The 26,963-nt window shown below is 56.5% G+C and carries 17 protein-coding genes and 1 tRNA gene; 6 read left to right on the top strand and 12 right to left on the bottom strand.

Going from position 1 to position 26,963, the window contains the following annotated elements; genetic code table 11:
• Positions 1–81: 81 nt before the first annotated feature.
• On the bottom strand, positions 82–1,743 hold the full coding sequence (locus C4J84_RS01810) for an OFA family MFS transporter (protein WP_124365484.1): 1,662 nt from the start codon (positions 1,741–1,743) through the stop codon (positions 82–84).
• A gap of 323 nt (positions 1,744–2,066) precedes the next feature.
• Between C4J84_RS01810 and C4J84_RS01805 the strand changes: the two genes are divergently transcribed.
• From C4J84_RS01805 to C4J84_RS01785, 5 genes are all read left to right on the top strand, one after another.
• Entirely contained in the window at positions 2,067–4,283 is a 2,217-nt protein-coding gene (locus C4J84_RS01805) for an AsmA family protein (RefSeq protein WP_124434845.1), read from the top strand.
• Positions 4,280–5,347 carry an A/G-specific adenine glycosylase gene (gene mutY / locus C4J84_RS01800; RefSeq protein ID WP_124434844.1) on the top strand — a complete coding sequence of 356 codons (1,068 nt, stop codon included), beginning with the start codon at positions 4,280–4,282 and terminating at the stop codon, positions 5,345–5,347. Before C4J84_RS01805 ends, mutY begins: the two co-directional genes overlap by 4 nt.
• Complete coding sequence (locus tag C4J84_RS01795; RefSeq protein WP_124369258.1) at positions 5,344–5,616, top strand: oxidative damage protection protein; 273 nt, start codon at positions 5,344–5,346, stop codon at positions 5,614–5,616. Before mutY ends, C4J84_RS01795 begins: the two co-directional genes overlap by 4 nt.
• Positions 5,617–5,719: 103 nt before the next feature.
• Positions 5,720–5,795: transfer RNA gene (locus C4J84_RS01790), tRNA-Phe, on the top strand.
• 171 nt (positions 5,796–5,966) lie between these two features.
• Positions 5,967–6,638 (top strand): hypothetical protein, encoded by a 672-nt coding sequence (locus tag C4J84_RS01785; RefSeq protein WP_124434843.1) that lies wholly within the window; start codon positions 5,967–5,969, stop codon positions 6,636–6,638.
• A 657-nt stretch (positions 6,639–7,295) separates the two neighbouring features.
• Here C4J84_RS01785 and C4J84_RS01780 read toward each other — a convergent pair.
• From C4J84_RS01780 to C4J84_RS01740, 9 genes are all read right to left on the bottom strand, one after another.
• Positions 7,296–7,874 carry a hypothetical protein gene (locus C4J84_RS01780; protein WP_256681378.1) on the bottom strand — a complete coding sequence of 193 codons (579 nt, stop codon included), beginning with the start codon at positions 7,872–7,874 and terminating at the stop codon, positions 7,296–7,298.
• Between the two features lie 256 nt (positions 7,875–8,130).
• Entirely contained in the window at positions 8,131–8,544 is a 414-nt protein-coding gene (locus tag C4J84_RS01775) for an SMI1/KNR4 family protein (protein WP_256681377.1), read from the bottom strand.
• 164 nt (positions 8,545–8,708) lie between these two features.
• A complete protein-coding gene (locus C4J84_RS01770) occupies positions 8,709–9,263 on the bottom strand; it encodes a hypothetical protein (protein ID WP_124434841.1) in 555 nt (184 codons plus the stop codon).
• An 863-nt stretch (positions 9,264–10,126) separates the two neighbouring features.
• A complete protein-coding gene (locus C4J84_RS01760) occupies positions 10,127–10,483 on the bottom strand; it encodes a hypothetical protein (protein ID WP_164487810.1) in 357 nt (118 codons plus the stop codon).
• Positions 10,480–10,902, bottom strand: a complete 423-nt coding sequence (locus tag C4J84_RS26640) for a cysteine peptidase family C39 domain-containing protein (RefSeq protein WP_372238203.1) — start codon at positions 10,900–10,902, stop codon at positions 10,480–10,482. Before C4J84_RS26640 ends, C4J84_RS01760 begins: the two co-directional genes overlap by 4 nt.
• A 142-nt stretch (positions 10,903–11,044) precedes the next feature.
• Entirely contained in the window at positions 11,045–11,275 is a 231-nt protein-coding gene (locus C4J84_RS01750) for a hypothetical protein (RefSeq protein ID WP_124434839.1), read from the bottom strand.
• Positions 11,276–11,356: 81 nt separating this feature from the next.
• Positions 11,357–11,872 carry a hypothetical protein gene (locus C4J84_RS01745; protein ID WP_124434838.1) on the bottom strand — a complete coding sequence of 172 codons (516 nt, stop codon included), beginning with the start codon at positions 11,870–11,872 and terminating at the stop codon, positions 11,357–11,359.
• Between the two features lie 314 nt (positions 11,873–12,186).
• Positions 12,187–12,999, bottom strand: a complete 813-nt coding sequence (locus tag C4J84_RS26585; protein ID WP_305955459.1) for a hypothetical protein — start codon at positions 12,997–12,999, stop codon at positions 12,187–12,189.
• 77 nt (positions 13,000–13,076) lie between these two features.
• Positions 13,077–15,263, bottom strand: a complete 2,187-nt coding sequence (locus C4J84_RS01740) for a DUF637 domain-containing protein (RefSeq protein ID WP_305955458.1) — start codon at positions 15,261–15,263, stop codon at positions 13,077–13,079.
• A gap of 518 nt (positions 15,264–15,781) precedes the next feature.
• Between C4J84_RS01740 and C4J84_RS01735 the strand changes: the two genes are divergently transcribed.
• Positions 15,782–16,036 (top strand): DUF6124 family protein, encoded by a 255-nt coding sequence (locus C4J84_RS01735; RefSeq protein WP_124434837.1) that lies wholly within the window; start codon positions 15,782–15,784, stop codon positions 16,034–16,036.
• Between the two features lie 572 nt (positions 16,037–16,608).
• On the opposite strand, the gene C4J84_RS26320 is transcribed toward C4J84_RS01735, so the two are convergent.
• Positions 16,609–17,574: a hypothetical protein gene (locus C4J84_RS26320; RefSeq protein WP_177412737.1), complete on the bottom strand. Its 966-nt coding sequence runs from the start codon at positions 17,572–17,574 to the stop codon at positions 16,609–16,611.
• A 50-nt stretch (positions 17,575–17,624) separates the two neighbouring features.
• Entirely contained in the window at positions 17,625–26,957 is a 9,333-nt protein-coding gene (locus tag C4J84_RS01720) for a filamentous hemagglutinin N-terminal domain-containing protein (protein ID WP_124434835.1), read from the bottom strand.
• Positions 26,958–26,963: the final 6 nt, after the last annotated feature.

Below are 26,963 nucleotides of genomic sequence, written 5' to 3'. Positions count from 1 at the left end.
TGCGCGCTGGTAACGCGGAGCGTCACGGGATGCATTCCCACGCGGAGCGCGGGAACGATCAGGCACAAAGGTTTTGCAGTGTTAGTGGAACAGTACAGCCGTCTTCTGCAGCGTCACCCACACACCCCACGCCAGCGGAATGCCCACCACCAGCCAGGCGGCGATCGCCATGGGCACGGTGCCAGGAGCCGCTTTCCACTCCAGCGAAGTGCTGGCATCAGCACCTTTGTCATGGCCCAGCGCCTGTTCGGCGGCAAGTTCCGCGTCGGTCATGAAGTACTTGTCGGCGACCGGACGCACCAGCAGGTTGCAGATAAAGCCCAGCACCAGGAGGCCGGCGAGGATGTACAAGGTGATGTCATAGGCTGCGGCGCGCTCGACGCCGATGCTCAGCTGATATTCACGCAGGTAGTTCACCAACACCGGGCCCAGCACGCCGGCCGCAGCCCAGGCGGTCAACAGGCGACCATGGATCGCGCCGACCATTTGCGTACCGAACAGGTCCGCCAGGTAAGCCGGCACCGTCGCAAAACCACCGCCGTACATCGACAGAATGATGCAGAACGCCGCCACGAACAGTGCCACGTTGCCCAGGTGCCCCAGGTTCGGGATCAGCGCGTACAGGGCAAAGCCCAGGGCGAAGAACACGAAGTAGGTATTTTTACGGCCCAGGTAGTCGGAGAACGACGCCCAGAAGAACCGGCCACCGATGTTGAACAGGCTCAACAACCCGGTGAAGCCTGCCGCGATGGCTGCAATTGACGCCAGTTGCCCGGCATCCAGTTGACCAAACGGCACATCCACACCCAGCAGCTTGCCGCCGAACACTTCCTGCAACAGTGGCGACGCCATGCCGAGGATGCCGATACCGGCCGACACGTTCAGGCACAGCACCAGCCATACCAGACGGAATTGCGGGGTTTTCCACGCCACGTTCACATGCACATGACGGTGGGTGATCATCGCGTTGCTGGCTTTTTTCGCCGGCGCGGTCCAGCCCTCAGGCTTCCAGCCGGTCGGCGGCACGCGATACGAGAGTGCGCCGCCGATCATGAACACGAAGTAAATCGCAGCCATCACCAAAAAGCTTTGCCATACGCCCACGCTGGTCGGCGAAGCGAAGTGGCCCATCAATGCTGCGGCCAGCGGTGCACCGACCATCGCGCCGCCACCGAAGCCCATGATCGCCATGCCGGTGGCCATGCCGCGCTTGTCCGGGAACCATTTGATCAGGGTCGATACCGGCGAGATATAGCCCAGGCCCAGACCGATACCGCCAATGACCCCGGAGCCGATCCACATCAGCCAGATCTGGTGGGTATAGATACCCAAGGCCGAGATCAGCAGGCCACCACACCAGCACAGTGCCGACACGACACCGGCCTTGCGTGGCCCGGCGTGTTCCAGCCAGCCGCCCCAGATCGCTGCCGAGCAGCCCAGGAAGATGAAGAACAGGGTGTAGATCCAGCCCAGCATGGAGATGGGCCAGTCGCATTGGGACGAAAAGACCTGGGCGATGAAGCCCATGTCCGGCGCGCAGGCGACCGGTGCGGTGATACCCAGCGCCTTGGACAGCGGCAACCAGAACACCGAGAAACCGTAGGCCATGCCGATGCACAGGTGAATGGCCAGGGCGGCCGGCGGAACCAGCCAGCGGTTGAAGCCGGGCTTGGCGATAATGCGTTCCTTGGACAGGAACGCAGGCGGTGCGGCGTTGATATCGGCCGCAGTGCTAGTGCTCATTGGTGTTTCCCCCAGTTATTGGTATGCGTCCGTCAGGCGCTCTCCCCCTCGGCCTTGCACGCAAAGCGTGACCGTTTTTTTGGGTGAAACTCCATTTTGGCGCGACGATACGTCGCAGAAGGCGGACGAACGCGCAGAGATTAGCACTTGCGGACGTGAGAAAAACCAAAGTGACATCACTTTTTTCAGCAAATCGGTTTTTTTGACGCCAGAATCTTGTTTCGGCGGTCGTAGATACAATGTAACGATCCACGAACTGATGCAGGCCGTCGGGCGTTATACTCTGCGGCTAAATTTTGAAATCGACATACAAGGACTCGCCCATGAAAGCGTTCGGCAAAATCCTGGGTCTGGTATTTCTCGGGCTGTTGCTGATCATTGTGGCTCTCGGCTTTGCCCTGACCCATCTCTTCGATCCCAACGACTACAAAGAAGAAATTCGCCAGATTGCCCGCGACAAGGCCCACATCGAGCTGACGCTCAATGGCGACATCGGCTGGAGCCTGTTCCCCTGGCTGGGCCTGGAGCTGCACGAAGCCGGGGTGGCGACCCTGACCAACCCGACCCAACCGTTCGCCGACCTGCAGATGCTCGGCCTGTCGGTACGCGTGCTGCCGCTGCTGCGCCGTGAAGTGCAGATGAGCGATGTGCGCGTCGAAGGCCTGAACCTGCGCCTCAACCGCGACAAGAACGGCCACGGCAACTGGGAAGACATCGGCAAGAACCTGCCCGATGAACCCACGGGCACCCCCGCTCCCGCGCCAGTCGAGCCGGTGGCCGAAACCAAGCCGGAAAAACCGCCGCAGCCGATCCGCCTGGACATCGACAGCCTGACCATCAACAACGCCCGCGTTGAATACAACGATGAACAGACCGGCAAGCAATTCAGCGCCGAGAGCATCCAGCTCAGCGCCGGCGCGATCCACGAAGGCGCCAACATTCCGCTGAAACTCACCGCGTTCCTGGGCAGCAACCAACCGGTCATGCGGCTCAAGACCGAGCTGAACGGCAATCTACGCATCCAACGGGCGCTCAAACGCTACCAGTTCGAAGACATGCGCCTGAGCGGGGAAGCCACCGGCGAGCCCCTGCAAGGCAAGACCCTGACCTTCTCCACCCAGGGCCAAGTGCTGGTGGACCTGGCGGCCAACTTTGCCGAATGGACCAACCTGAAACTTTCGGCCAACCAATTGCGCGCCCTGGGCGAACTGCGGGTCAATGACCTGGACAAAACCCCGCAGGTCAGCGGCGCGTTGTCGGTCGCCCAGTTCGACCTGGCGAAGTTTCTCGAGAGCGTCGGCCACCCGTTGCCAGCGATGGCACCGGGCAGCCTGAGCAAAGTCGAACTGGTCAGCCGCCTCCAGGGCACGCCGACCAGCGTTGCGCTGGAAGACCTGAACCTGAAACTCGACGGCAGCACCTTCACCGGTCGCGTCGCTGTGGATGATTTCGCCAAGCAGTCCCTGCGCGTGCAGCTCAAGGGCGATACCTTCAACGCCGACAATTACCTGCCGGCCAAATCCGAAGCCGCCAAAGGCGCCACCGCCGCACGCCAGGCCGAAGTGCAGAGCAGCGAAGCGGGGGCGATGGCCGCCGGCGGCACCACACCGCTGCCGGAAGCGCCGACCAAGGGCGCCTGGAGCAGCGACAAACTGCTGCCGCTGACCCGCCTGCGCAGCCTGGATGTGAACGCTGACCTCGCCTTTGGTCAGCTGACCTTGAGCCAGTTGCCGATCCAGAATGCAGTATTGAAAGCCTCCGGCATCGACGGTCAGCTCAAGCTCGACAGCCTCAGCGGCGGCCTCTACAACGGTACATTCCAGGCCAACGGCAGCCTCGACGTGCGCCAGGACATCCCGCTGCTGGCGCTGCAAAGTCATATCAAGCAAGTGCCCGTCGAACGCATCCTGCAGGCCCAGGGGAAAAACCCGCCGGTCAAGGGCCTGATTACCCTCGACAGCAACCTGAGTGGCCGAGGCAACAGCCAGAAGGCCCTGATCGACAGCCTCAACGGCACCGCCAACGTCGTGATCAACAACGGTGTGTTGCTCAATGCCAACATCGAACAACAACTGTGTACCGGTATCGCCCTGCTCAACCGCAAGACCCTGAGCACCACGCCACAAGGCAAGGACACGCCCTTCCAGGAACTGCGCGGCAACCTGACGTTCCGCAATGGCGTGGCCAGTAACCCTGACCTGAAGGTGCGCATTCCGGGGCTGACGCTCAACGGCGATGGCGATGTCGACCTGCGCGTGCTGGGCATGGACTACCGCGTGGGCATCATCGTCGAAGGCGACCAGCGCGACGTGCCGGATCCGGCCTGCCAGGTCGGCGCCAACTTCCAGGGCATCGAAGTGCCGCTGCGTTGCCGTGGCCCGCTGGAACTGGGCGCCAAGGCCTGCCGCCTGGACAAGGACGGGCTTGGCCAGGTCGCCATCAAGGCGGCGGGCAATCGCCTCAACGAGAAGCTCGAAGAGAAGCTCGACAAAGTGAATCCAAAGCTCAAAGACGCACTGAAAGGCTTGTTCAACCGATGAGAAACGAGCAGTTTTCAGAGGCGGTACTCGACTGGTACGACCGCCACGGTCGCCACGACCTGCCCTGGCAACAAGGCATTACGCCTTATCGGGTGTGGGTGTCGGAAATCATGCTGCAACAGACCCAGGTCAGCACCGTGCTCAATTACTTCGACCGGTTCATGGCGTCCCTGCCGACGGTCGAAGCCCTGGCCGCCGCGCCGGAAGACGAAGTGCTGCACCTGTGGACCGGCCTGGGCTACTACACCCGGGCACGTAACCTGCAAAAAACCGCAAAGATCGTGGTAGCCGACTACGGTGGCGAATTTCCCAGGGATGTCGAAAAGCTTACCGAGTTGCCAGGCATCGGCCTGTCCACCGCCGGAGCGATCGCCAGCCTAAGCATGGGCCTGCGCGCGCCGATCCTCGACGGCAACGTAAAACGCGTGCTGGCACGCTTTACCGCGCAAGAGGGCTACCCAGGCGAGCCCAAGGTCGCCAAGCAGCTGTGGGCCACCGCAGAGCGCTTCACGCCCCATGACCGCGTCAACGCCTACACCCAGGCGATGATGGACATGGGCGCGACCCTTTGTACCCGCAGCAAACCCAGCTGCCTGCTGTGCCCGCTGGAAAAAGCCTGCGAAGCGCACATGCTCGGCCTGGAGACGCGCTACCCGATCCCCAAGCCACGCAAGACCATCCCGCAGAAACGCACGCTGATGCCGATGCTGGCCAATGCCGAAGGCGCGATCCTGCTTTATCGTCGCCCCTCCACGGGCCTGTGGGGCGGTTTGTGGAGCCTGCCGGAGCTGGACGACCTGGAAGATCTCGATCATCTGGCCAACCAGCACGCACTGGCACTGGGCAAGCACCAGGAACTGCCGGGGCTGATCCACACCTTCAGCCATTTCCAGCTGGCCATCGAACCCTGGCTGGTCCAGGTCGAGGAAAGCGCCCATCACGTGGCCGAGGCCGACTGGCTCTGGTATAACCTCGCCACCCCGCCGCGCCTGGGCCTTGCCGCCCCGGTAAAAAAATTGCTGAAGCGCGCGGCTGAAGTATTGAACGCAGGAGAGTCGTCATGACCCGCACCATCATGTGCCGCAAGTACAAAGAAGAACTGCCCGCACTCGACCGCGCCCCTTTTCCGGGTGCCAAGGGCCAGGACATCTACGATCACGTCTCCGCCAAAGCCTGGGGCGACTGGCAGAAACACCAGACCCTGCTCATCAACGAAAAACGTTTGAACATGATGAACGCCGAAGACCGCAAATACCTGCAGGGCGAAATGGACAAGTTCTTTTCCGGCGAGGAATACGCCCAAGCCGAAGGCTACGTTCCGCCTGCTCAATAATTGATCAAAAACCGGGGTCGGCACGTAAGCGACGGTAATAATTAAATATTTTTTGAAAACTTGCTTGACGACCCCCTGAAAAACCCGTTTAATGCGCCCCGTTGCCCAGATAGCTCAGTCGGTAGAGCAGGGGATTGAAAATCCCCGTGTCGGCGGTTCGATTCCGTCTCTGGGCACCAAAATACCGAAAAACCCCAAAGAACAATGTTCCTTGGGGTTTTTTATTGCCTGCGATTTGATGGCGACCGGCCTAACGGCGTCACGGTGTCGCAGCAGGACGATTGAGGGTTATTTTTCGCTGGGCCCAATCGTTCAGCCTTTACCAATTTCGTCGCTGTAAGGTTTCCTTCATGACCCGCTTCTTGCTCTGCACGCTACTGCTACTGACCGCAATGCTCAGTGGATGCGCCACGCAAATGGACGTAGCGATCAACGCAACGCCTGACCCCGACTACCACTTCGACCGCCAGGCCACGGTAATGGTGACATCCACCGGCGGCAGCGACGAAAACGCACTCAACGCCCGCTACTACCTGCGCGACATGGTCAGCGCCATGAAGGACCAGGGCTTTCGAAACGTCTTCACCGACAACACCCTGCCCAAAAACCACGCACCGATCAAAATGACCGTCACCCTGGACGTCGACAGCAAGCAAGTCACCTACCGCTATACCGCCACCGAATACGGCCAGGTGGCAAACAGCACCACCACCCAGTGCAAGAAGAACAAAAAGAAAACCGACCAGCTGACCTGCACCAGCACCCCAAACACCACCTACGGCCCCGTAGGCACCTCTGAGCGCACCGGTTACACCACCCTCACCACGTTCAGGGCCACCGCCCGGGATGAAACGAGCAAGCGCGCGGTGTACCTGCTGCGGGCATCGTCCTACAACGACGACTGCCAGCCCGCGAAGGTGGAAGCCTTTTTGGTGGAGCAGGGGCTGCGCAATCTGAATTTTCAGGATCGGGTGCAGCGTAATTACACGGTTACGATGCCGGAGGGGTTTCGTTGTAAGTAAGCTTCGAATCGCGAAATTAAATCTGTCCCGTTGTTCAAATTCACGAACGTCGATCCCCGCCTCTCTGGCTGCGGTAATTCGAGCGTGATCCATGCTAGCCAGTTTACCAACGCCGACTGGATCACCTCCAACCAATACTAGTGCCTTCTGTTGTCTTTACGACTTTTCAACCATGACAACATCCAAATACCCGCACCTACTGGGACCCCGCAGTAAAGAGCTATTTTCAGTGAGGCATTGATAAAGCCAGCCTCAAGCCCCCAATGACCCAGCTTGAAATATGCAATTGTCGCCACAAGCAAATTACCGACAATACCCGCTACAAAAAAAACCAGAAAAAAATACACCACTAGTGTACCCAATAGATACCACCCTACCATTTTTGGCTTCACTTATTAGCTCCCATATTAGATACACCGCCACTGACAATTTCATAACGAAAAGGGTACGAGCAAGGTGCGAATCTGGAGACTTTACTCCTTTTAAGGAATCAGGCTGAAAAAGTGCGTACTGGGCAAATAGACCTAAGGCCGTGAGGCTGAGCGCAGAAAAAATACAAAACAATCGCTACTGGGATTGCATTCAGGTGACAAAAAAGGTGCAGATAGGGTCCAAAAAAACCCTGCGCAAGATTTGTGTTAGCCGAGCACGGTTTACTTAGACTGGCGTATTCGATACTGGTATCACACATAAAGCAGTAATAACTTGATTTGGATGGTCTTCCAGAGGGGTTCCCCAACCGGTAACTTCTAGCCCACCATAATCCTGATCGGTATAAAACCACTCTTCAGCGCTATCAAAATCTAAAATTGTAAATATCAACGAATCTGAGACTAAACTACCTAAACCAATACCCGCTGGCAAAACACCCTTATAGACAAGCTCTTTCAAAAACTCCCCGGAAAAACTGAAATCGTAAATATTAATAGCAAAAACCTTTCCCTTCCTGATCATTATCGATAGAGCGGGAGTTCCTTTTAGCAGGTCATTAATAACGGCATACTTAAACAAAGAAAAAGAGTATCCACCATTTCCAAATTCGTCCAAGCTGTGGGTTCTTAGTGGAAGATTTGGTGCATTTTCAAATTTATAAAGCTGCCTGATTGGATCAAACAAATACCTAAGCAACACAGAATTCAGCACCTCGGCACTGGCGCCCAGCGGTATACCGGCAAGAGATATAGATGGCACAATTGGTGCCGTCCAAGACACTGAAAAATAGTTAGACGGAGTCATTCTGGCACCCACTTGTTAGTAGAGGAGTTGAATATCACTTTTTTGCTCCTGAGGATTCAAATACCTTTTATTAGCGTCATAAATAGGCCCTTTGCTATAAAAGATCGGCCAAAAATAGGGGGCAGACCACGTTTAGTGCTGCGCCAGAAGAATGGTGGTCTGACCCCATTTTTCCATAGACTCTGGAGTCGCGGTATGCGCGGTTACGTACGCGATTACGCTGTGTATGCTTTTATTTATCTTCCGCAGTAGATAATCACTCACCATCAATCCATACATTTTTTACCCAGTTAGCAAGATCAGGCCAAGTCTCAGCAGAGAGCCCATCGTGCGACCAGTATCGAATCGAGCCATCCTCAAGCAGACAATAATAATTTCCGTTATCTTCGCAAATGGGAACCCATGACTTTGGCATGCCTTGTTCGCGGGCGTCAAAAGCCGCATTCGCAAGCTCCCTCGGACTGTCTCTATTCACGGTCAACTGAAGAGCATCTTTACCGTTATAGACGCTATCACTCGCCTCTCTCACGAAAAATTTATAATCTTCTGAAAACGATACCCCCAATTCTGCTTCATAGTCGCTAATCACCGCATCGTCAGGAAGCGCCTGTTTCACCGGAAGGCGCAGACGAACATTTTTCAACTCTGAAACAGCATCATAAATTCTCAATGCTATAGCACTCTCTTAATTTAAAGATAAAAATATAAAAAATAGGGTTCAAACCACGTTTAGTGTTCCGCCAGAAGAATAGTAGTCTGACCTCTTTTTTCACAATAATACTGCTTTGGTTTCGCCAAATTTTGACGGAGAACTGACCGTTGCTTTCGCACCGACTAGCTACGATAGGAAGAAATTAGAGCCTTTGCGACTTTACCCTCCGCAGAGGGGCCGGATGCCAGCTCCGCCAACTCATCCATCGAGATAAAATTGGAGTTTAAATACTCATAAAAACCTCCTTTCAGCCCTGACTTTTTTACAGCAACAACACCAAACTCCTCATATGCGCTTTCAAAAGCAACCCAATTGCATGAGCTATCGCATAGAATAACTGGATAACCAACCGAACCATCAAAAAAATTTTCAGAACTTTTGCTCAACCAATTAATGTCTTTCTCTAAGTTGGTTCCATCGACAGAAAAACAAGAGTTTGCCAATGCTTCACCTCCTGAAAACTTTACAAACACATCTGACTTAAAGCTGGAAACACTATTCGATATCAAACTAGCAAAAGTCTCAAAGTAACAGAGCAATGGCCTCTCAAAAAACCAAAATAAAAATCCACCGCCGACAAAGACATTCATCGGCAAATCTTTATTAAAATCAATGACAGATGAAAGACTATCAAGCAAAAAACTCAAATCTTTCTTTTCAACTTTCATAACAGTCATAATTACTTCCCTAAATCAATCGTACCCCACGCCTATCGCGCAGGCGCTTTTGCATAAATGGAACTCCTTTATCTGTCGTCATCTGCTCGTGTAAAAAAGAGGACAGATTTATTTTTCTGAGAAAAATCTGCACTCGTTCTAGTCTTCGGACTTGCCCCTATTCCTAGTTACTTCCACCGCTACAAAAAATTAGAAGATATAACAGCTGTTAGTATTATCAGTTTCATATCGCCAAGAAACAATCGCCCCCTTCGGAGATACAAGAACGGAGTATCGACAATCCCTAATCCAGGTAATGTAATAACGCTTTCCACCGGCCTCCTCGAGAACACGATCAAATGTCCTGTTGTTATTTACAGGAGACCAAAATGAGTCTCTACATGCACCTGGAGTTCGAGAACAAATTCCATGTACATGAGAATTAAAACTTGATCCGGGCCAAGTATCTCTACTAGTCGTCCATGCAGAGTGAGACGGTGCACACCCGGCTAGAAAAATAAAAACTAAGAATAGATGACTACTTTTCCTCACGCTTTTTCTCCATTTCAATCGGTAAAAAAATAGGGGCAGATCACGTTTAGTGTTCTGCCAGAAGAGAAAAAATAGGGGCCAGGCCACGTTTAGTGCTCCGCCAGCAGAATAGTAGTCTGACCCCATTTCTCCCATTTTTCCCCAGGATGGGTGCAGGAAGGCGGCAAAAGGGGGTGCAGACCGGCTACAAAAACACCGGCACAATGCCGGTGTTAGCGTGGTACAAAGTTAGGGAGCTTCAGTTAAACCATATCAATGATTGGATTCGAAATTCGACTAGGAGAGTCCGTTCATGCAATTGAATCCCTAGCCTAGCATTCATCAGAAAGTCTTTACTCTTCATCCCAAAAATTTCCGGGAGGCGCATACTCCCCACCACGTAAGACAGCGCACCAGCCGTAACTTCTATAAAACATCTCAAGTTCAAGGATCTTGTAAATGCCTTCATTAATTCTCTGCAATGTAATCAAACCATTAGCAAAATGCGTATATCGACCGCCCGCCCCTGCAACGGCTCTTAACTCCAACTCTCTACGATCCCATTCTGATACCACCCCCGATGACTCAGGAACAGTATCCGAAAACGAAATCTCAAATTCTTTTGAAACCTTGCAAAAGCAGGGTATTCGTTCCTGCCTGAGTAATTCATCCGTGATCATGTTTTCAGGGAAGTCAATGTTTAATTTCACTTAAGTGCACTCCGAGGAACAACAACCTCACCTGAAAAATTTCTTTGAAAGGTACTGACGGGACTAAAATATTGGGTCCCATGCGGATCGCGAATAGCTACAACGGAGATTCCATTTCTAGTTGTAACCCCATCCACCACAACAAAATGGGAAAAGTCAGTACCTTTCGTGTTATCAACAATGCGGACAACCACCGGAGTTCCATCACCGGTGTACCTAGCCAAATCAGCAACATTTCTGCTCCCAAAGGCACTTGCAGGAACACCTTCAGAAGTCATAAGGCTTGCAACATCTCGAGCGTAAATCCCACCCTCAGAAGGCGCAATCCTTTGGATAAGAGATCCGATATCAACCTCCTTGCCCAACGTATCCAAAACCATACCGCAAGAGTTGTGTCCGCAAGTAAAAAAAGGGGTCAGACCACGTTTAGTGCTCCGCCAGAAGAATAGTAGTCTGACCCCATTTTTCCTCTCGCGCGCAGCGCGTCATGCCCGGCGCACGTGCAAAAACGCCAGCGCAAGGCCGGTGTCGATAACGCCTGACATAGGTATATTGAAGAGACTACATTTGGCGAATATCAGATAAAAGTTCATGAAACTCTTTTTCTGTCATCTCATACTCTGGCCCCTCGATCATTACCATTAGTGACAACAACGCAAGATCTAATTTTTTTGTGAGTGAAAAGCTTGGATCTTGATAAATATCAAGCGCCTCTTTTGACATTTTGAAAATATCAAACCCATCCGCAGCGATGCTTCCAAGCCTGTCAGCCACCACGTCTTCCATGCTCATCGCTGCCCTAACTCTTTAGTTCTTCTCTGGCTGGCAAATTTATTTGATGGACATTTGAAGAACGTGATCTGCCCACTATTCTTATCGAAAAGACCAGTCATGTATTGATATAAATTTGATAACTTGTTCTGGCGCATCTTCCAAGGATGCTCTGTAGTCTGTAACAAAACTAATCCCCATCAATATGCTCCCACTTTTCTTTATAAGGAAGTCATCGTCCGCATCATTAAACAAAACATCGAACTCCATCTCTAAGGCCCGAAGATCATCCCCCACGCTGACACTATTAAATTTTCCACGATACCCCTCACCTACCGCAATTCTATAAAGCCTTCCGCTACTTTCGAAGTACAGCGAGACGGCCTCATTCATAAATCGATATGAAGATAAAAACTCATTACCGAAGCCGATCCGTCTCTTAATGCCGACCCAAGCGTTATTTTGAAGGAGAATGTCACGAACAGCCACTTCCGGACCGTACCACTCAACCTCCCCAACTTTTTCGCTAACACTGGAAAACGATTCACCTAAAGAGAATCCTGCTGCTGATATACCTGGAACAAGGTCAGAGTACAAATCAGGGAATAAATTTCTCATAGATCACTTCCAGCCCTTCCACTCACCGCCCTCATATTTCAGACGATTTCCTTGGGTATCATAATATTGTTGGTAACGCGTAATAGTACCTGGACTAAAATCAGGCGACGGATCAATTACCCGTATTTCTATATTTTTATTTCCAACTTTCTCAGTACTAACAAGCTTATAGTACGGACTATCACCGTGGGTTCCACCGCCCGGGTGGAACTCTACCTCTTTTATTGTCGGGTGTCCTTCAACGTTAAAGACCTGTGCTTTACCTGAAGTACCAGCCAATGGTGCTTTCGGCGTAACGCTCGCACCATCAAGCGTTAGCGACTGTTTTTGATGTCATCAATCGATTTACCCCACATGCTCGACGGCGATTCAGCAATATTTCGAGGAATCCCTGCTTGGGCGGCCAGATCGTCTCTAAGCCCAACACGCGCAATTGCAGAAGTAGCCGGAACTTCAGCTGCGCCCGCCCCTTTTGCAGCCGCCAACTCAACTTTAACAACCTTAGCAGTGACCTTTTCGACGAGCAAGGCTCCGCTTTTTAGCGCTCCCCCAACTCCCGTCCCAAGCGCCACCACCTCGCTTATCAGCTTTCCGGTTTCACGCCCTGCGTTAAATGATCCACTCGCCCCGGCTCTCTCATACTCCGCTTCCAGATTGTCAATTCGTGCGACGTAGGACTGCCTCATGACGTCCGAGACATTAGCTAGCACATCGCCGCTTTCAAACACGGATTTCAATGCCCGAAACGTCTCTATCGGGCTGCCGGCAGCTTCCATGATGCCCTTGATCGTATCAAGTACCCCTTCCGGCACCCCAACCACTGCACCACCCGCAAAGCTGGCGTCCTGCCCGGCGTCGATCAATTCCCACTTCGTGTTGATCCTGAGTCTTTCTAGGGGATTTTCGCTTTCTGCCAGTTCTTTCTCTCTTTGAGCCTTTTGATGGTCGCCCAGGTAGTTGTACTGCGTTGCAGTACCCGCCACCCACGCCCCAGTTTGCAGACTTTCAGCGTCAGCACCGCTCTGTACCGACGCCGCTAGCACGCCGACCACCTGCGAATTCATGACCAGCAAACGTTTCTTCTGGTCATCGGGCATGTCGGCGTAGTTCTTGGCGAGGCTATCCACCAATGCCTCATTCACGCCAGCTGCCAGGGCGCCCGTGCGGAAATCCCCTCCCGAGGCCTCAGCCGCCAACCCGCCCATCACTGCATGTAGCCCGATCTTGGCGATGCCCCATCGGCCAAGTGACCTTTGGTGGTATCACCAATCAGGTTGAAACCGTAGGCTGCGAATGCATTGGCCAAGCTATTTTGCAACGCATCACCCAGGCGGCCCTCCCCTCCCAGTGCTCGATCCAGCAATACGGACGTACCGTTTTGCAGTACCTGGTTAGTCGTGAACTGCCCCACGCCTTGCCAAGTGCTCAATGGACTCACGGTCGCAACCGCACCTGAGTTGGGTAGTGCAGTGGAAGTACCGGTCTGAGTGCCGGTCCATTTGTCATATACACCAGCAGTCAAGCCAGCCGTGACGCCGGATACTACATAGCCCCTCATCGCGTCGCTGGAAGTAACATCCTTCAAGACGGTGCTCAGGTTGCCACGGTTATTGATGGCGCTGATCGTAGCGTTACTCGCCATGCCACCCGCTATGACGCTGCCCGCAGCATTGGCCCAGCCTGCAGCAGACACGGCGGTAGAAGCAGCCGTGGCACCCGCCATCGACGTCCCCACCCCCGCAGAGGCAATTACGCCGCTGGCGGCCCCCATCGTGAAGTACGTAACAATGATCGCAATGATGATTTGTGCGCCGGCGCCTAAGCCTGAATTGCTATATTTGAAACTGTCGTGCAGCTCTTTAACCTGGCGCCAATCCACATCTCCACGTTTCTCAGCTTCTTTCAGCCAAGCCAGTTGCGGGTCGGCTTTAACCATCACATCAATCGTCTGGCTAACCGTGTTCTGATCGATGTGTTTGATATCAATCTTCAAACCATCGACGGCTTTGATCACGACGCTGCCTTCTGCAATCATCTGCGTCTGGCGTAACGTCTCGTCGGTGTTGCCTTTGCCTTTGGAGCTCGTCCACGCCAAGTCACCTTTGCTCTTGGTGTGGCTCTCGTCATGCAAATCCTTCACCGCCTCAAACGTCACCGCCCCACCACTGACAATCGCAATATCCCCGCCACTGTCGAGCTTCGCCGCTTGATACTTCTGGTCCCCACCGCTCTCCAGCGTCAGGTCACCTCCCGTCTTGATCTCGCTCCCGACATTCTTCACATCGGTCACTTCATCCCGCTGGGTCTTCTTGCTGCCCCACCCGCCTTTCTTGCTCATGTCATACAGCGAGTAGTTACTGTCTTGCGCAGCCAGCAGTTGCAGTTCGTTGTCGGCATGCACGTAGGCTTCGTTGCCCGCGCTGATTTTGCTGGCGACCAGGGTCAGGTCGGTGCCGGCTACGGCGATCAGGTCGCCGCCGGCTTTGAGTTCGGCGCTTTGTTGGGTGACGTTGTCCAGTTGGGTGGTGGTTTTGGTGTCGCCTTTTTTGCCTTTGGAGTAATCGTGCTGTTCGTTGGCGGCGGCGGCCAGGGTGAGGTTTTCGCCGGCTTTGACGCTCAGGTCTTTGGCCGCGCTGACGGTGCTGGCGACCACGGCGATGTCGCGTCGGGCGTCGATGGCGAGGTTGCCGCCCACCTCCACGCTGGAGCCGTGTTGCAGCAGGGTTTGCTCGGTGCTCTTGACCCGGCGGCGCTGGTAGGCGGCGCTGTCTTCTTCGGTCTGGCTGGCGATCACTACGTCGCGGCCTGCGGTCACGCTGGCGTTGCCGCCAGCCTTGAGATTACTGCGTACGTTGAGCACATCCCGGCCGGCGTTAAGCCGCAAGGTATCGGTTGCTTCGAAGCGTGACGCATCGCTGACCACGTCGTCGCGCAGCTGGAATTTCTCGCCGTCGCGCTTGAAGGTGGTGACGGTGCGCTCGTTGATGATGTCGCCGGTCACCGCCGTGGCGCTGATGTCGCGACCGGTGATGATGCCGCCACGGCTGTTGCGAATCGAGTCGGTGGCGAGCATTTCCAGGCGGTTGCCGGCTTGCATCAGGCCGCTGTTGTCGATGTTGCCCGCGACCATGCTCAGGTTATTGGTGGCGCGCAGGGTGCCGCTGTTGTGCAGGGTGCCGCTGTTGTGCAGGTTGCCGCCGCTGATCAGGCTCACGTCCTGGCCCTGGATCAACGCACCGTTGGCCTGGGCCAGGTATAACACCGGGGTCAGGACTTTCTGGCCGTTGACCTCGGCCTCTTCCATCCAGACGATGTCGTGGACTTGTTCGGCGCTGAGGGACACGCCGAGCTGCAGGTTCAGCGAGTCCTTGTAGGAGATGGCGTTGTCCATCAGGTAGCGGAACAGCTGGTCATCGCTGGCGATGCTGTTGATATAGCGCTGGCCGGACGGTCGGAAAACTGAATCTTTTTTGAAGACGTATTGCCGTGATCACGAGCTTCGGACTTTTCCCACGACCTGACGAGGTTGAGCCATAGGAAGTAACTTGACTAGGATTCGCCGTCGCAGTAAATCCTGTGGCCGGGTGTCGCAACCTGAAGTAGTCTGAGGCGCGGTAGCGCCATAGCTCTGTAGCTGGCGCTTTTTTGTGCCTGCTTACCGCATCTATGGTGGACCGTGTGAGGCGGGCTTTTGCCCGGCCGGTACCCTCGGACACCGGTTTGCGACCCTCGCACGGTCCACCACCCACTCGTGTCGCAACGACGGTGGTGGTCCCTTAACTGTCTGAGGATCGAGTGTATGTTTTCTACAAATCGAAACTGTCGAGTTATTGAAGTAAAAGTCGTGATGAGGTATTCGCGCTCTGCCGTTAAGGCTCGCTCAATGTGTGATGCATTGGAGTGTCGCTCATGAAAACACAAGTAAATGATGAAGACTGCCCTGCCAGTGTTTTCAACGTAAAGCTAGGCTTGAGCTCCGAAGAAGCATTAGTAAATGCAAGTGAGCTTTTAGCTTCGGCGTCAGCTATGGCTAATGAACAAGCATTCGCTTCAAGCGGATCACAGCGGCTTCAAACCTTCGGTTTGGCCCAGCTAATTGAAAACGCGCTACTTCTAGTAAACGATGCTCTGAGAAAAATACCCCAGCAGCCGTCTGATTATTAATAGAGGAAAGGAGATGAGGGTAGACCACCACGCTTTTATACTAAAATTGTGACCTACCCCATCCATTATTTACATCTTAAATACTTGCCCCCTCATAAATAAATGGGGCTTTTTATAGACACCCAGATTGGCTAAGCATAGAGTTATGCAAGCACAAAAATAAATCCAAATTATTAAAGAACGCTTCAACACTATAAAGAGCCGTCAAAATTTCAGCCTATATCTGCCCCAAAAAAATTGATCAAATAAATTCGTCCCATTTTTCCCAAATAACAGTATCTAGACCTGAAACAGGTTTACACCTGTTCCAGGTCTAGACATTCTCAAAGGCGAACTAACAATGATGCTGATTAAGCATACTAATCTATCCATTCCACTTCAAAATCGACTAGCTGAGCGTGAAGTCCAGCCTCATGCTCGAACCAGTAGTCAAACCCCTCAGCTTCACTTTTCTTCAAGAAAAGATAATACCCGCCAGTGTCGCCACAACGGTCGTCCTCAATAAGAACTTTCCAGCCGGAATATTCGCCTGCAACGACTATACCCTCCCGTCTAATAGACATATTTATATCCTAGTCCGCATAGGGAACGTGATTATTAGAAACATATTTTCCAGTTAAAGGGTCTTTAACTCCAAAATGCACATGCGGAACTCCTGGAGCGTGTGCTCCTGATATAGATCCTGAGTCTATACGAAATTCCCTGGTGCCATCAGCGCTATGGAATACCCCAGAGCCAGGCTTACCGATTTCCCTGTACTCGGGACCGAGATATTTCTGCCCTGCTGATAGGGCTTCATCGGTTGTGAGCGTCATAGAGCTCGTGAAGTTTTTCTTACCAGAGAGAGTTTCATTGATAACTTGATCTACACGCTGCCCAGCCCTTGCTTCTAGTTGAATCTGCTTTTCAGCATTAACAAAGGTTTTCCAGTTTTCAGTAGGACCTGATAGTGGCGTACGTGGCGTTGCAGTCGTTTTGGCACCTTGTAAGTACTTTATCGCCTTTTCCAGCTGCGCCAGCCCTACGGGATCGGTATCCCCTGGCAACCGAGGCCTAGACTCGACTCTACCACCACCGGCCCCACCGCCGCTTATCAAGGCTAGCCGGTCCATCGAAGGACCCCAGTCTGCAATCTGCTTGGCCAAATGTTCTGCAGCCGCTACAGATCGATCCACCAACTCAGTTTTGTAACTCTCACAAACCTGTGTCTGGCATTGCATTGCCATCAGGTCATCCAACGCGACAATAATTCCAGGCAGTTTGTCTTTAGCGAGGAGAGAACTGGTGATGCCCATCGCGTACTCAGTTTTGTATAGGCTTTCCTCGTTAAACCGCTCGTTGTCCCATTTGTTCTTCTGACATGTTTCATCGGTACCGCAGCTCTTCATCCCGGAAGCAAACGCCTTAATGTCCGACTGCTCCAGATAGTTGTAAACGGTACCTTGCTGCGCAACCCATCCAGCAACCTCTTGGTCCTTACTGCTGCCCCCAACTCCCGCTGCGACCGTCATCCCGATCAACTGTGAGGTCAACGCCAATACGCGCTCATGAGCCTCCCCAGGAAATATCTCCGCCCCAAAAGTCTGTATCAACGCTTTATTCGCACCAGCTGCAATAGCACCAGAAGCAAAATCCCCCCTGCCGCTTCTGCGATCAGCCCCCCGACAATCGCATGCACCGCCACTTTTGTGGAGAGACCAGAACCACTGAGCTCAGTGCCCACACGCTCGTAAATCATTCCAGAAAGAAGACTGGCGGTCAGATCAATAGCTGCTTGACCGATATTCTTAGTAAAACTGCCGCCATTGGCGACGGTTCTCAACGCCGAATTGACCGCCAATTGCCTCCCCAGATCTGCTGCGGTGAATTCACCAGTGACTCCGACGAACTTCGCGATAGCACCGCTGGCCCCTGCGATTGCATAGCCTTTCAGGCTTTCACCAGACGTCACATCTTTGGCGATAGCGCCTAAGTTTCCTTTGTTGTTAATCGTGCTTGTCGCGCCTTTTATAGCTACAGCGGTATACACCGAGTTTGCGGCGAGCCCTGTCGTAGTTGTGGAGGCAGCTCCCACAAGCCCCGCACCCGCTCCCCAGGTGAAATAAGTGACAATGATGGCGATGACCAGCGCCGCACCACCACCCAAACTTGAATTGTTGTATTTGAAGCTATCGTGGACTTCTTGGACCTTGCGCCAATCTACGTCTCCGCGCTTCTCAGCCTCCTTCAGCCAAGCCAGTTGCGGATCGGCCTTAACCATCACATCAATCGTTTGGCTAACCGTATTCTGATCGATCTGCTTGATATCAATCTTCAAGCCATCGACGGCTTTAATCACGACGCTACCTTCTGCAATCATCTGCGTCTGGCGTAACGTCTCGTCGGTGTTGCCTTTGCCTTTGGAACTCGTCCACGCCAAGTCACCTTTGCTCTTGGTGTGGCTCTCGTCACGCAAATCCTTCACCGCCTCAAACGTCACCGCCCCGCCACTGACAATCGCTATATCCCCGCCACTGTCGAGCTTCGCCGCTTGATACTTCTGATCCCCACCACTCTCCAGCGTCAGGTCTCCCCCCGTCTTGATCTCGCTGCCGATGTTCTTCACATCGGTCACTTCATCCCGCTGGGTCTTCTTGCTGCCCCACCCGCCTTTCTTGCTCATGTCATACAGCGAGTAGTTACTGTCTTGCGCAGCCAGCAGTTGCAGTTCGTTGTCGGCATGCACGTAGGCTTCGTTGCCCGCGCTGATTTTGCTGGCGACCAGGGTCAGGTCGGTGCCGGCTACGGCGATCAGGTCGCCGCCGGCTTTGAGTTCGGCGCTTTGTTGGGTGACGTTGTCCAGTTGAGTGGTGGTTTTGGTGTCGCCTTTTTTGCCTTTGGAGTAATCGTGCTGTTCGTTGGCGGCGGCGGCCAGGGTGAGGTTTTCGCCGGCTTTGACGCTCAGGTCTTTGGCCGCGCTGACGGTGCTGGCGACCACGGCGATGTCGCGTCGGGCGTCGATGGCGAGGTTGCCGCCCACCTCCACGCTGGAGCCGTGTTGCAGCAGGGTTTGCTCGGTGCTCTTGACCCGGCGGCGCTGGTAGGCGGCGCTGTCTTCTTCGGTCTGGCTGGCGATCACTACGTCGCGGCCGGCGGTCACGCTGGCGTTGCCGCCCGCTTTCAGAGTGCTGCCTACGTTGAGCACATCCCGGCCGGCGTTAAGCCGCAGGGTATCGGTTGCTTCGAAGCGCGACGCATCGCTGACCACGTCGTCGCGCAGTTGGAATTTCTCGCCGTCGCGCTTGAAGGTGGTGACGGTGCGCTCGTTGATGATGTCGCCGGTCACGGCCGTGGCGCTGATGTCGCGGCCGGTGATGATGCCGCCGCGGCTGTTGCGGATCGAGTCGGTAGCGAGCATTTCCAGGCGGTTGCCGGCTTGCATCAGGCCGCTGTTGTCGATGTTGCCCGCGACCATGCTCAGGTTGTTGGTGGCGCGCAGGGTGCCGCTGTTGTGCAGGTCGCCGCCGCTGATCAGGCTGACGTCCTGGCCCTGGATCAACGCACCGTTGGGCGCCAGGCGGTTGTTGGCCTGGGCCAGGTATAACACCGGGGTCAGGACTTTCTCCCCGTTGACCTCGGCCTCTTCCATCCAGACGATGTCGTGGGTCAGCGCCGCCACTTGTTCTGCGGTGAGCGACACGCCGAGCTGCAGGTTCAGCGAGTCCTTGTAGGAGATGGCGTTGTCCATCAGGTAGCGGAACAGCGCGTCGTCGCTGGCGATGCCGTTGATGTAGCGCTGGCCGGTACGCGCCACCACGGCTTCGCGGATCAGGCGTTGCTCGTAGAGGCCGTCGCCCAGGCGCTTCCAGCTGGCGTCGGGGTTGTAGCCGAGTTTGCCGAGCAGGTAGTCGGAGCTCATGAACTGCTTGAGGTCGGTGAGCGCCGGGTTGGTTTCGATCAGGTATTTGTGGCTGTTGTCCACCGGGGCGATGTCTGGCACACCCTGCACGCGGGTGACCGAAGGCGCGCGGCCGTCCAGCACCAGCGGGCCCTGGCCGTTGACCGCGTCGCTGACCGGCTGGCCATCGAGGCTGAAGCCGCGCTCTTGCACGGCGCTGTAGTCGAGGGTTTTCTCGCGCTCGGCGGCGCTGACCACTCGCCCGTTCACGCTGAAGTCACCGCTGCCGGTGGCGGTTTTACCCGCTGCGCCGGCCTTCGCGGCCTGGCCGCTGAGGCGGAACAAGCCGTTCTGACTGGTCGGCAAACTGAAACCGGGCAAGGTAACCGGGTTGACCTGGCGCTGGGCCAGGTCCGGTGGCAGTTGCGCGGTGATCGCCGGTTTGACCGTGGAGGCAAACACGTCAGAGTTGGTGTTGCGGTTTTGCGTCGGCGTATTGATGTCCGTAGCGTTGGCGCGGATCACGCTGTTGTTGATTTGCTGCGTGGCGTTAACGGTGACTGATCCAGCGGCCTGAATAACAGCAGGGGCAATCACACGTCCGGCGGTGGCGACGACATAGCTGGAATCGTTGTAGAAGTTACCGATCCCGTCTCTCAGCTTGGCGATGGTCATTTCGCCGGGACGGTAGTCGGCCGAGTTGGGGTTGTTGTAGAGGTTGAACTGGTTCCTGCGAGTGATAAACGTGTTGTAGACGCTGTCGTTGCGGGTATAGAACTCCGAGTCGAAGTGACGATCCTCGCCACCGGCTGCGCCTGTGTTGTTCAGTACACCGGTATCGATCTGGATATTGCCCGCAGCCGAGATGGAGCTGTAGAGGTTGTCGACGGTTTGCGCGCCTACGGTCAGGCCTGCGCCCGACGAGATGTACGCCGTGGGGGAACTGCCGATGACGACATCCTCGTAGCGCTCAACCGAGCGGAAGTGCACTTCACAGCCCTTGCCGTCACAGAAGTCGTCGTAGTAGGTGTCGAAGCTGCCCGACACCAGTTTCATTTCGGTGCTGAACTGGTCGCGACGGTTGCTCAGGGTGTCGGCCAGCAAACGCATGTTGCCGGCGCTTTCCAGGGTGCCGGAGACGTTTTCGATGAGGGCGCTGCGCCCATTGGCGTCGTCGCGAGCGATGTCCAGGCCGCCCAGGCTGTAGACGTCGCCATAGCGGTTGCTGAAATCACTGACACGCAACGTCATGTCGTTGCCGCTGAAGATCAGGCCCTTGTCGTTGAGCAGGTGAGTGGCGTTCAGGCGGACCTTTCCAGCGCCGCCCAGGGTGCCGTAATTGTTCAAGGTGGTGGCGTTGACGGTCAGGTCGCCGATGGCGGTCAGGCGTCCGCGATTGTTCAGGGTGGTGCTATTGATCTGGGTAAGTGCACCACCGGCAATGCGTGCGTTATCGCCGAGGTCCATGCCGGCGCTGGTGAGGCTCATGGCGCCCAGGCTGCTGATCCGACCGTTGCCGCTGTAGCCACCGGTCAGTGTCAGGTTGAGGGTGCCATCGCTCGCCAGCAGGCCTTCGTTGGTCCAGGTGCCGCCGATGCCGGTCAGGCTTTGTGCGCCCAGCAACTGGCCGCTGGCGGTCTGGGTGAACTCGCCGATGTCGAGGTTCAGGCGTGCGGCCTGAATCACGCTGCTGTTGGTCCACTTGGCCGCCGTGATGTCCAGTTGGCCGCTGGTGATGAAGCTGCCGCCGGCTCGGGTGACTTGGTCGGAAGTCAGGTCGAATGTGCCGCTGCCGGTGTGCACGATGCGCCCGCCGTTGTTGTCCAGGCTGGCCGCTTGCAAGTTGAGTTCTTCGTTGGCGCTTTCCAGCGCACCCAGGTGGTTATCGAACAGCCCCAGTGTGCTGATGCGGGTGGAACCGGTGCGGCCCATGGCCCGCAGGGTACCGCCCACGTTGCTGATGGTTTGCGCGGTGAGGCTTAGGGTGTCGTCGCTTTCGATCAGGCCAAAGCGGTTGCTCAGGGCGCCTGTCAGGCCGAAGTCGATGGTGCGCGCGCCGACTTTGCCGCCGTTGCCGGCAGCCGTGCCCTGGTTATCGAAATCCTGGGCCGTGACTTTGAGCAAGGTGTCGGCATACACACCGCCACCCTGGTTATTGAAGGTGCTGGTGACGATGCGGTTTTCACCGGCCAGGGCCGAGAGGTGCCCCAGTTGGTTGAGCAAGCCGCCGTTGGCGGTGATGTCCAGCGATTGCGCCTGGGTGATCCCGCTGCCGTTGTCGAACAGGCCGCTGACCAGTTTGATCCAGCCCTTGCTGCTGTTGAGTATGCCGCCGGCGGTGTTGACCACACTGGCGGTTTGCAGGTCCAGGTTGCCACTGAGGCTGTCGACCCGACCGCCCTGGTTGTTCAGGGCGCCACTCAGACGTAGCCGGTTATCGACTTGGCTTTGCAGCGTGCCTTTCTGGTTATTCAGGGTACGCGCAGCCAGATCAAGCTTGCCCTTCTGGCTGAAAATCAGGCCGTCCTGCTGGTTGTTGATGTCACCGGCCAACAGCTTGATCACCAGGTCTTTCTGGCTGGCGAGGGTGCCTTTGTCGCGGTTATCCAGATCGTCGGCGAGGGTCAGGTCGAGTCGGTCCTGGCTGACCAGTTGGCCGCCACGGTTATCCAGGCTCGATGCGTTCAGCAGCAAGGCTGCGCCACTGGCCAGGCGGGCGTTGTTGGCGTTGATCAGCGCACCGCTGAGGGTGCCTTCCAGGGTGCCCTGGCTGATCAGTTGACCGGCGCTGTTGTCCAGGCTTTGGCCAACCAGGGTGATGCTGGCAGCACTGATCTGGCCGCCACGGTTGAGGATTTCACTCTGGGCATGATTGAAGTCCAGGTGCTGACCGGCAGAAATCAAGCCGCCGTTGCTGTTGTCCAGGCGCCCGACGACGGTGAGGCTGACATCCGCCTGGCCTGAGATGATCCCTTGATCATTGTTCAGGCTGGCCGCGCTGATGGTTTGCTTGCCCTGGCTGACCAGAGCACCTGCCGCGTGGTTATCCAGCGTGCCGGTGAGCGTGGTTTGCAAGATGCCGCTCTTGCTCGACAACGTGCCTTCGGCGCTGTTGTCCAGGCTGCCGCCGACGACGGTCAGGCCATTCCAGCCAGAGATCAAACCCTTGTCAGCGTTGACCACGGCATCGGCTTCAAGACGCAATTGATCGGCACTGAGGATGACCCCGCGATCGCCGTTATCGATGCGCTTGGCCGCCACGCTGAACGCCGTCTGGCTGGAGATTTCGCCTTGTTCACGGTTGGTCAGGTTGGCCAGGCGCGCGAAGGTCAACGGCCCTTTGGCGCTGATCAAGCCCGCGCTGTTGTCCAGATCACCGCCTTGCAGATCGAGGCTCACGGCGCGCTCGCCGATCAAGCGGCCCTGGCGCTGGATCAGCTTCTGGATCGTGAGTTTCAAGTCGCCCTTGGACGAGATTTCCCCGCCCTGGCTTGAGTCCACACGCTGGCCCGCCAGGGTGAGGTCGCTTTGACTGTTGATCAGGCCCGCAGCGTTGTCGAGGTTGGCGACGGCCAGGTTCAAGGCGTGCTGGCTGCCGATCACGCCACTGCGGTTATCCACATTGGCGGCGGTGATTGTCAGGCTGCCATCGCTGACCAGTTGCCCGCCCTGGGAGTTATTCAGTGCGCCGGTATTAAGGGTGTGGAACGTGCCGGCAGAAAGCCGGCCCTTGTCACTGTTGTTCAATGCGCCCGACGTGGCATTCAGGGCAGTGGCGGCAGAAATCAGCCCCTGGTTATGGTTGTCCAGAAGGCCGGTGACTTTCAGGTCCAGCGCGCCACGGCTGGCGAGGGCGCCACCGGCCTGGTTGTCCAGGCTATCCGCATCCACCTGCAGGAGGTTCTTGGCAGACAACACACCTTCAACGCTGTTATCCAGCGCCTTGGCGATGCGCACCTGTAGGCTGTCGCCACTGATGACTTTGCCGCCGCGGTTGTTCAGCGCGTCGGCTGTCAGCAGGAAGGATTGGGTGCTGGAAATCTCGCCGCCCTGGCTGTTGTCGACGCTGCCCAGGTTGCTCAGCAGCAATTGGCCGGGGGTCGCAATCAGGCCGTGGTCGCGGTTGAGCAGTTGCCCGTGGCTCAAATCCAGATCGATGTGGCTATCGCTGACCAACTCGCCACGATCATGTTGGTCCAGTCCGGTCAGGGTGGCCTTGACCGTGGACTTGGCAAAGATCGAACCTTGCTGGCTGTTGTCCAGTTGCCCGGCATTCAGGGTGATGCCGGCGTCACTGCTGATGCTGCCGCGCTGGCTGTTGTCCAGCCCCGCACTGCGCACATCAACCTGTTGCTTGGCGCTGATCACACCGCCCTGGCTGTTGTTCAGCGCAGCACTGACCAGGGTGGCCGTGCCATCGGCCAGCAGCTTGCCCGCCTGATTGTTCAGTTGGCCGTCCGTTGTGATCGACAGCGCGTTGGCGGCAGACAGAATGCCGCCCTGGCGGTTGTCCAGGGTGCCAGCCTTGACCGTTAACGTGCCTTCACTGAGCAAGGTGCCCTGGTCATGGTTGAGCAGGTCGCCGCTCAGGTTGATGTTCAGGTCTTTCTGGCTGGTGATGCGGCCGCCCAGACTGTTATCCAGTTGACCGCCGTTCAGCACGAGGCCGTCGCGCCCCGCCAGCAGGCCTTTGCTCTGGTTGAGCAGGCGTTGCACGGTCAGGCTCAAGCCGCTGTCACCAATCACTTTGCCGGCGTTGTTGTTCAGTTGATCGGCCACCAGCAGCACCTTGGCCTGGCTGGAAATCTCGCCTTGCTGGTTGAGCACGCTCTGGCTGCGCAGGTCGACGCCGTTGGTGGCGGCGATGAAGCCGCCGTTGCGGTTGTCCACCGAGGTGCCAATAAGGCTCAGCGCGCCTTCGCTGACCAGCTCACCCGCTTGCTGGTTGAGCACGCCGACGGTGGCCTGCAGATCACCCTTGGCACTGATCCGACCGGCGCTGTTGTCGAGTTGGTTGGCATTGAGCGTCAACCAGCTATGACTGCTCAGTTGGCCGCCATTGCTGTTGTCGACGCTACCGCCGGTCAGGGTCAATGCCCCATCGGCGATCACCTGGCCGCCCTGGTTGGCCAGGGTATCGCCGTGCAGCGCCAGGGTGGTTTTACTCGATACCAGTCCAGCCTGGGCGTTGTTCAACTGCCCGACCCGAACCTGCTGGGCCCCTTGGCTGACCAGGTTGCCTTGATTGTGATTGTCGAGCAGCCCGGCGATGGTCGCGGTCAAGCTGCCCTGGCTGGCGACGGAGCCTTGGTCGCTGTTATCCAGGCTTGCGGCTTGCACCGTCAGCAGGCTGGTGGCGGAGAAAATCCCCAGGCGGTTATCAATGGCGCCGCTGGCGGTCACGTTGAGTTGGCTGCCCAGCAGTTTGCCGGAACGGTTATCCAGCGACGTGGCGCTAAGGGTGGTTTGCTGGGCGGAGATTTCGCCGGCTCGGTTGCTCAACGCTCCGGCGGTTACCTGGGCCTGCTCTTGGCTGGCGACCAAGCCGTTATCGTTGGTCAATTGCCCGGCGTTGAGCGCCAGGCTCTTGAGGCCGATCACTCGGCCGTTCTGGTTATCCAGGGCAGCCGTCACCGTGACGTCGGTGCCGTTATCACTGTGCACCAAGCCAGCCGCGCGGTTATCCAGGCCGGTGGCGTTGACTTTGAGCGCATCGGCCCCCAGAACCCGGCCGCCCCGGTTATCGAGCTGGCCTGCGCTGACCACGGTGTTCACACCGCTCAATGTGCCGCCCTGGTTATCCAGGGTCTGCGCAGCGGTCACCATCAGGGTGCGACTGGCAACCACGCTTTGGGTGTTTTTCAGGCTCGCCGCCGTCAGGTGGACGTCGCCGCTGGTATTGCGGCTTTCATCGCCATTCACGCCCGCTTCGATGATGCCGTTGTTGATCACCTGCCCGCCGCTGGTCAGGCTGATGCTGTCGCGCGCGGCGAGGCTTTTCTGGTTGCTCATCCCTGTGGTGGTTTGCGCATCGATTCGGGTACCGGCATATACCGCGCCCGTTGCATCCAACTGGTCGGCCTTGATTACCACCGCTTCGCTGGCCTTGGCATTGACCATGCTCAAGCGCCCATTGGCATCGAGCTGAATATCGCCGCCACTGGCCGCCAGCGTACCGTCGAGCTTCACCCCCACACCGGCCTCGGTGCCCACCAGTTTGATCGCGCCGGCATACATGCCGCCCAGGGCCGAGGAGTCAATCGCCAGCTCGGGTTTGGCGCTGCCGTCATCGGCGCGGACGTTGGTTTTCAGGCTTTGCGCATCGACGTCGTTACGCCCGGCGATCACGTTGAGTTCGCGGGCATTGATTTTCGCGTTGATCTTGGCCGAGCGGGTGATGATGTCGAAGCGGTCGACGTTGCTGGCGTTCAGGCCTTCGCCGTCGATGGTCACGGCGCCGCCGTCGACCTGGTAGCTTTTGAGCTGGCCGGTCGGGTCGAGCACCGGTTTGCCGGTGGTCAGGGTCACGTTCGGCGTGTTGATAAAGCCGCAGCCGCTGCAGGTAATCCCGTAGGGGTTGGCGACGATGACCTTCGCGGACTGCCCCGCCACTTCGGTATAACCGCGCAACTGACTGGCGCTGCCGCCGTTGACTTCGTTGAGGATGACGCTGGCCGCGCCGCCCTTGAGGTTGGGGTTGCCGACGATGTAGCCGCCCAGCTGGGTGTTGACCAGGGTGCCGGTGGCGTTGTTGAGGATCACGCCGTTGGGGCCGACGTTGTACTGCTGGAACTGGTTATGGGACAAACCCGCGCCGTTGGGCGTGGCGATATTCACCACCGGCACGCCATTGCCCGCCGCACCCACCGTGGTGCCCGGCGCGCTGACCACGATGCCCTCAGCCTGGGCCAACAGCGGCTGCCAGAACAGCGCGTTGGCGAGGATCAACGCCAGCCCGCGCTTGGGCAGGCCGAAGAACGCGTTGCGCGGCTTCAGGGCGGCAGAAGGTTGGCGGGCCAGGAAGGCGAATTGGCGGACGTCCATTGTCAG

This window comes from Pseudomonas sp. R11-23-07, from assembly GCF_003852295.1.
Taxonomy (GTDB): Bacteria; Pseudomonadota; Gammaproteobacteria; order Pseudomonadales; family Pseudomonadaceae; genus Aquipseudomonas.
This window is presented reverse-complemented; position numbering and strand designations above follow the sequence as displayed.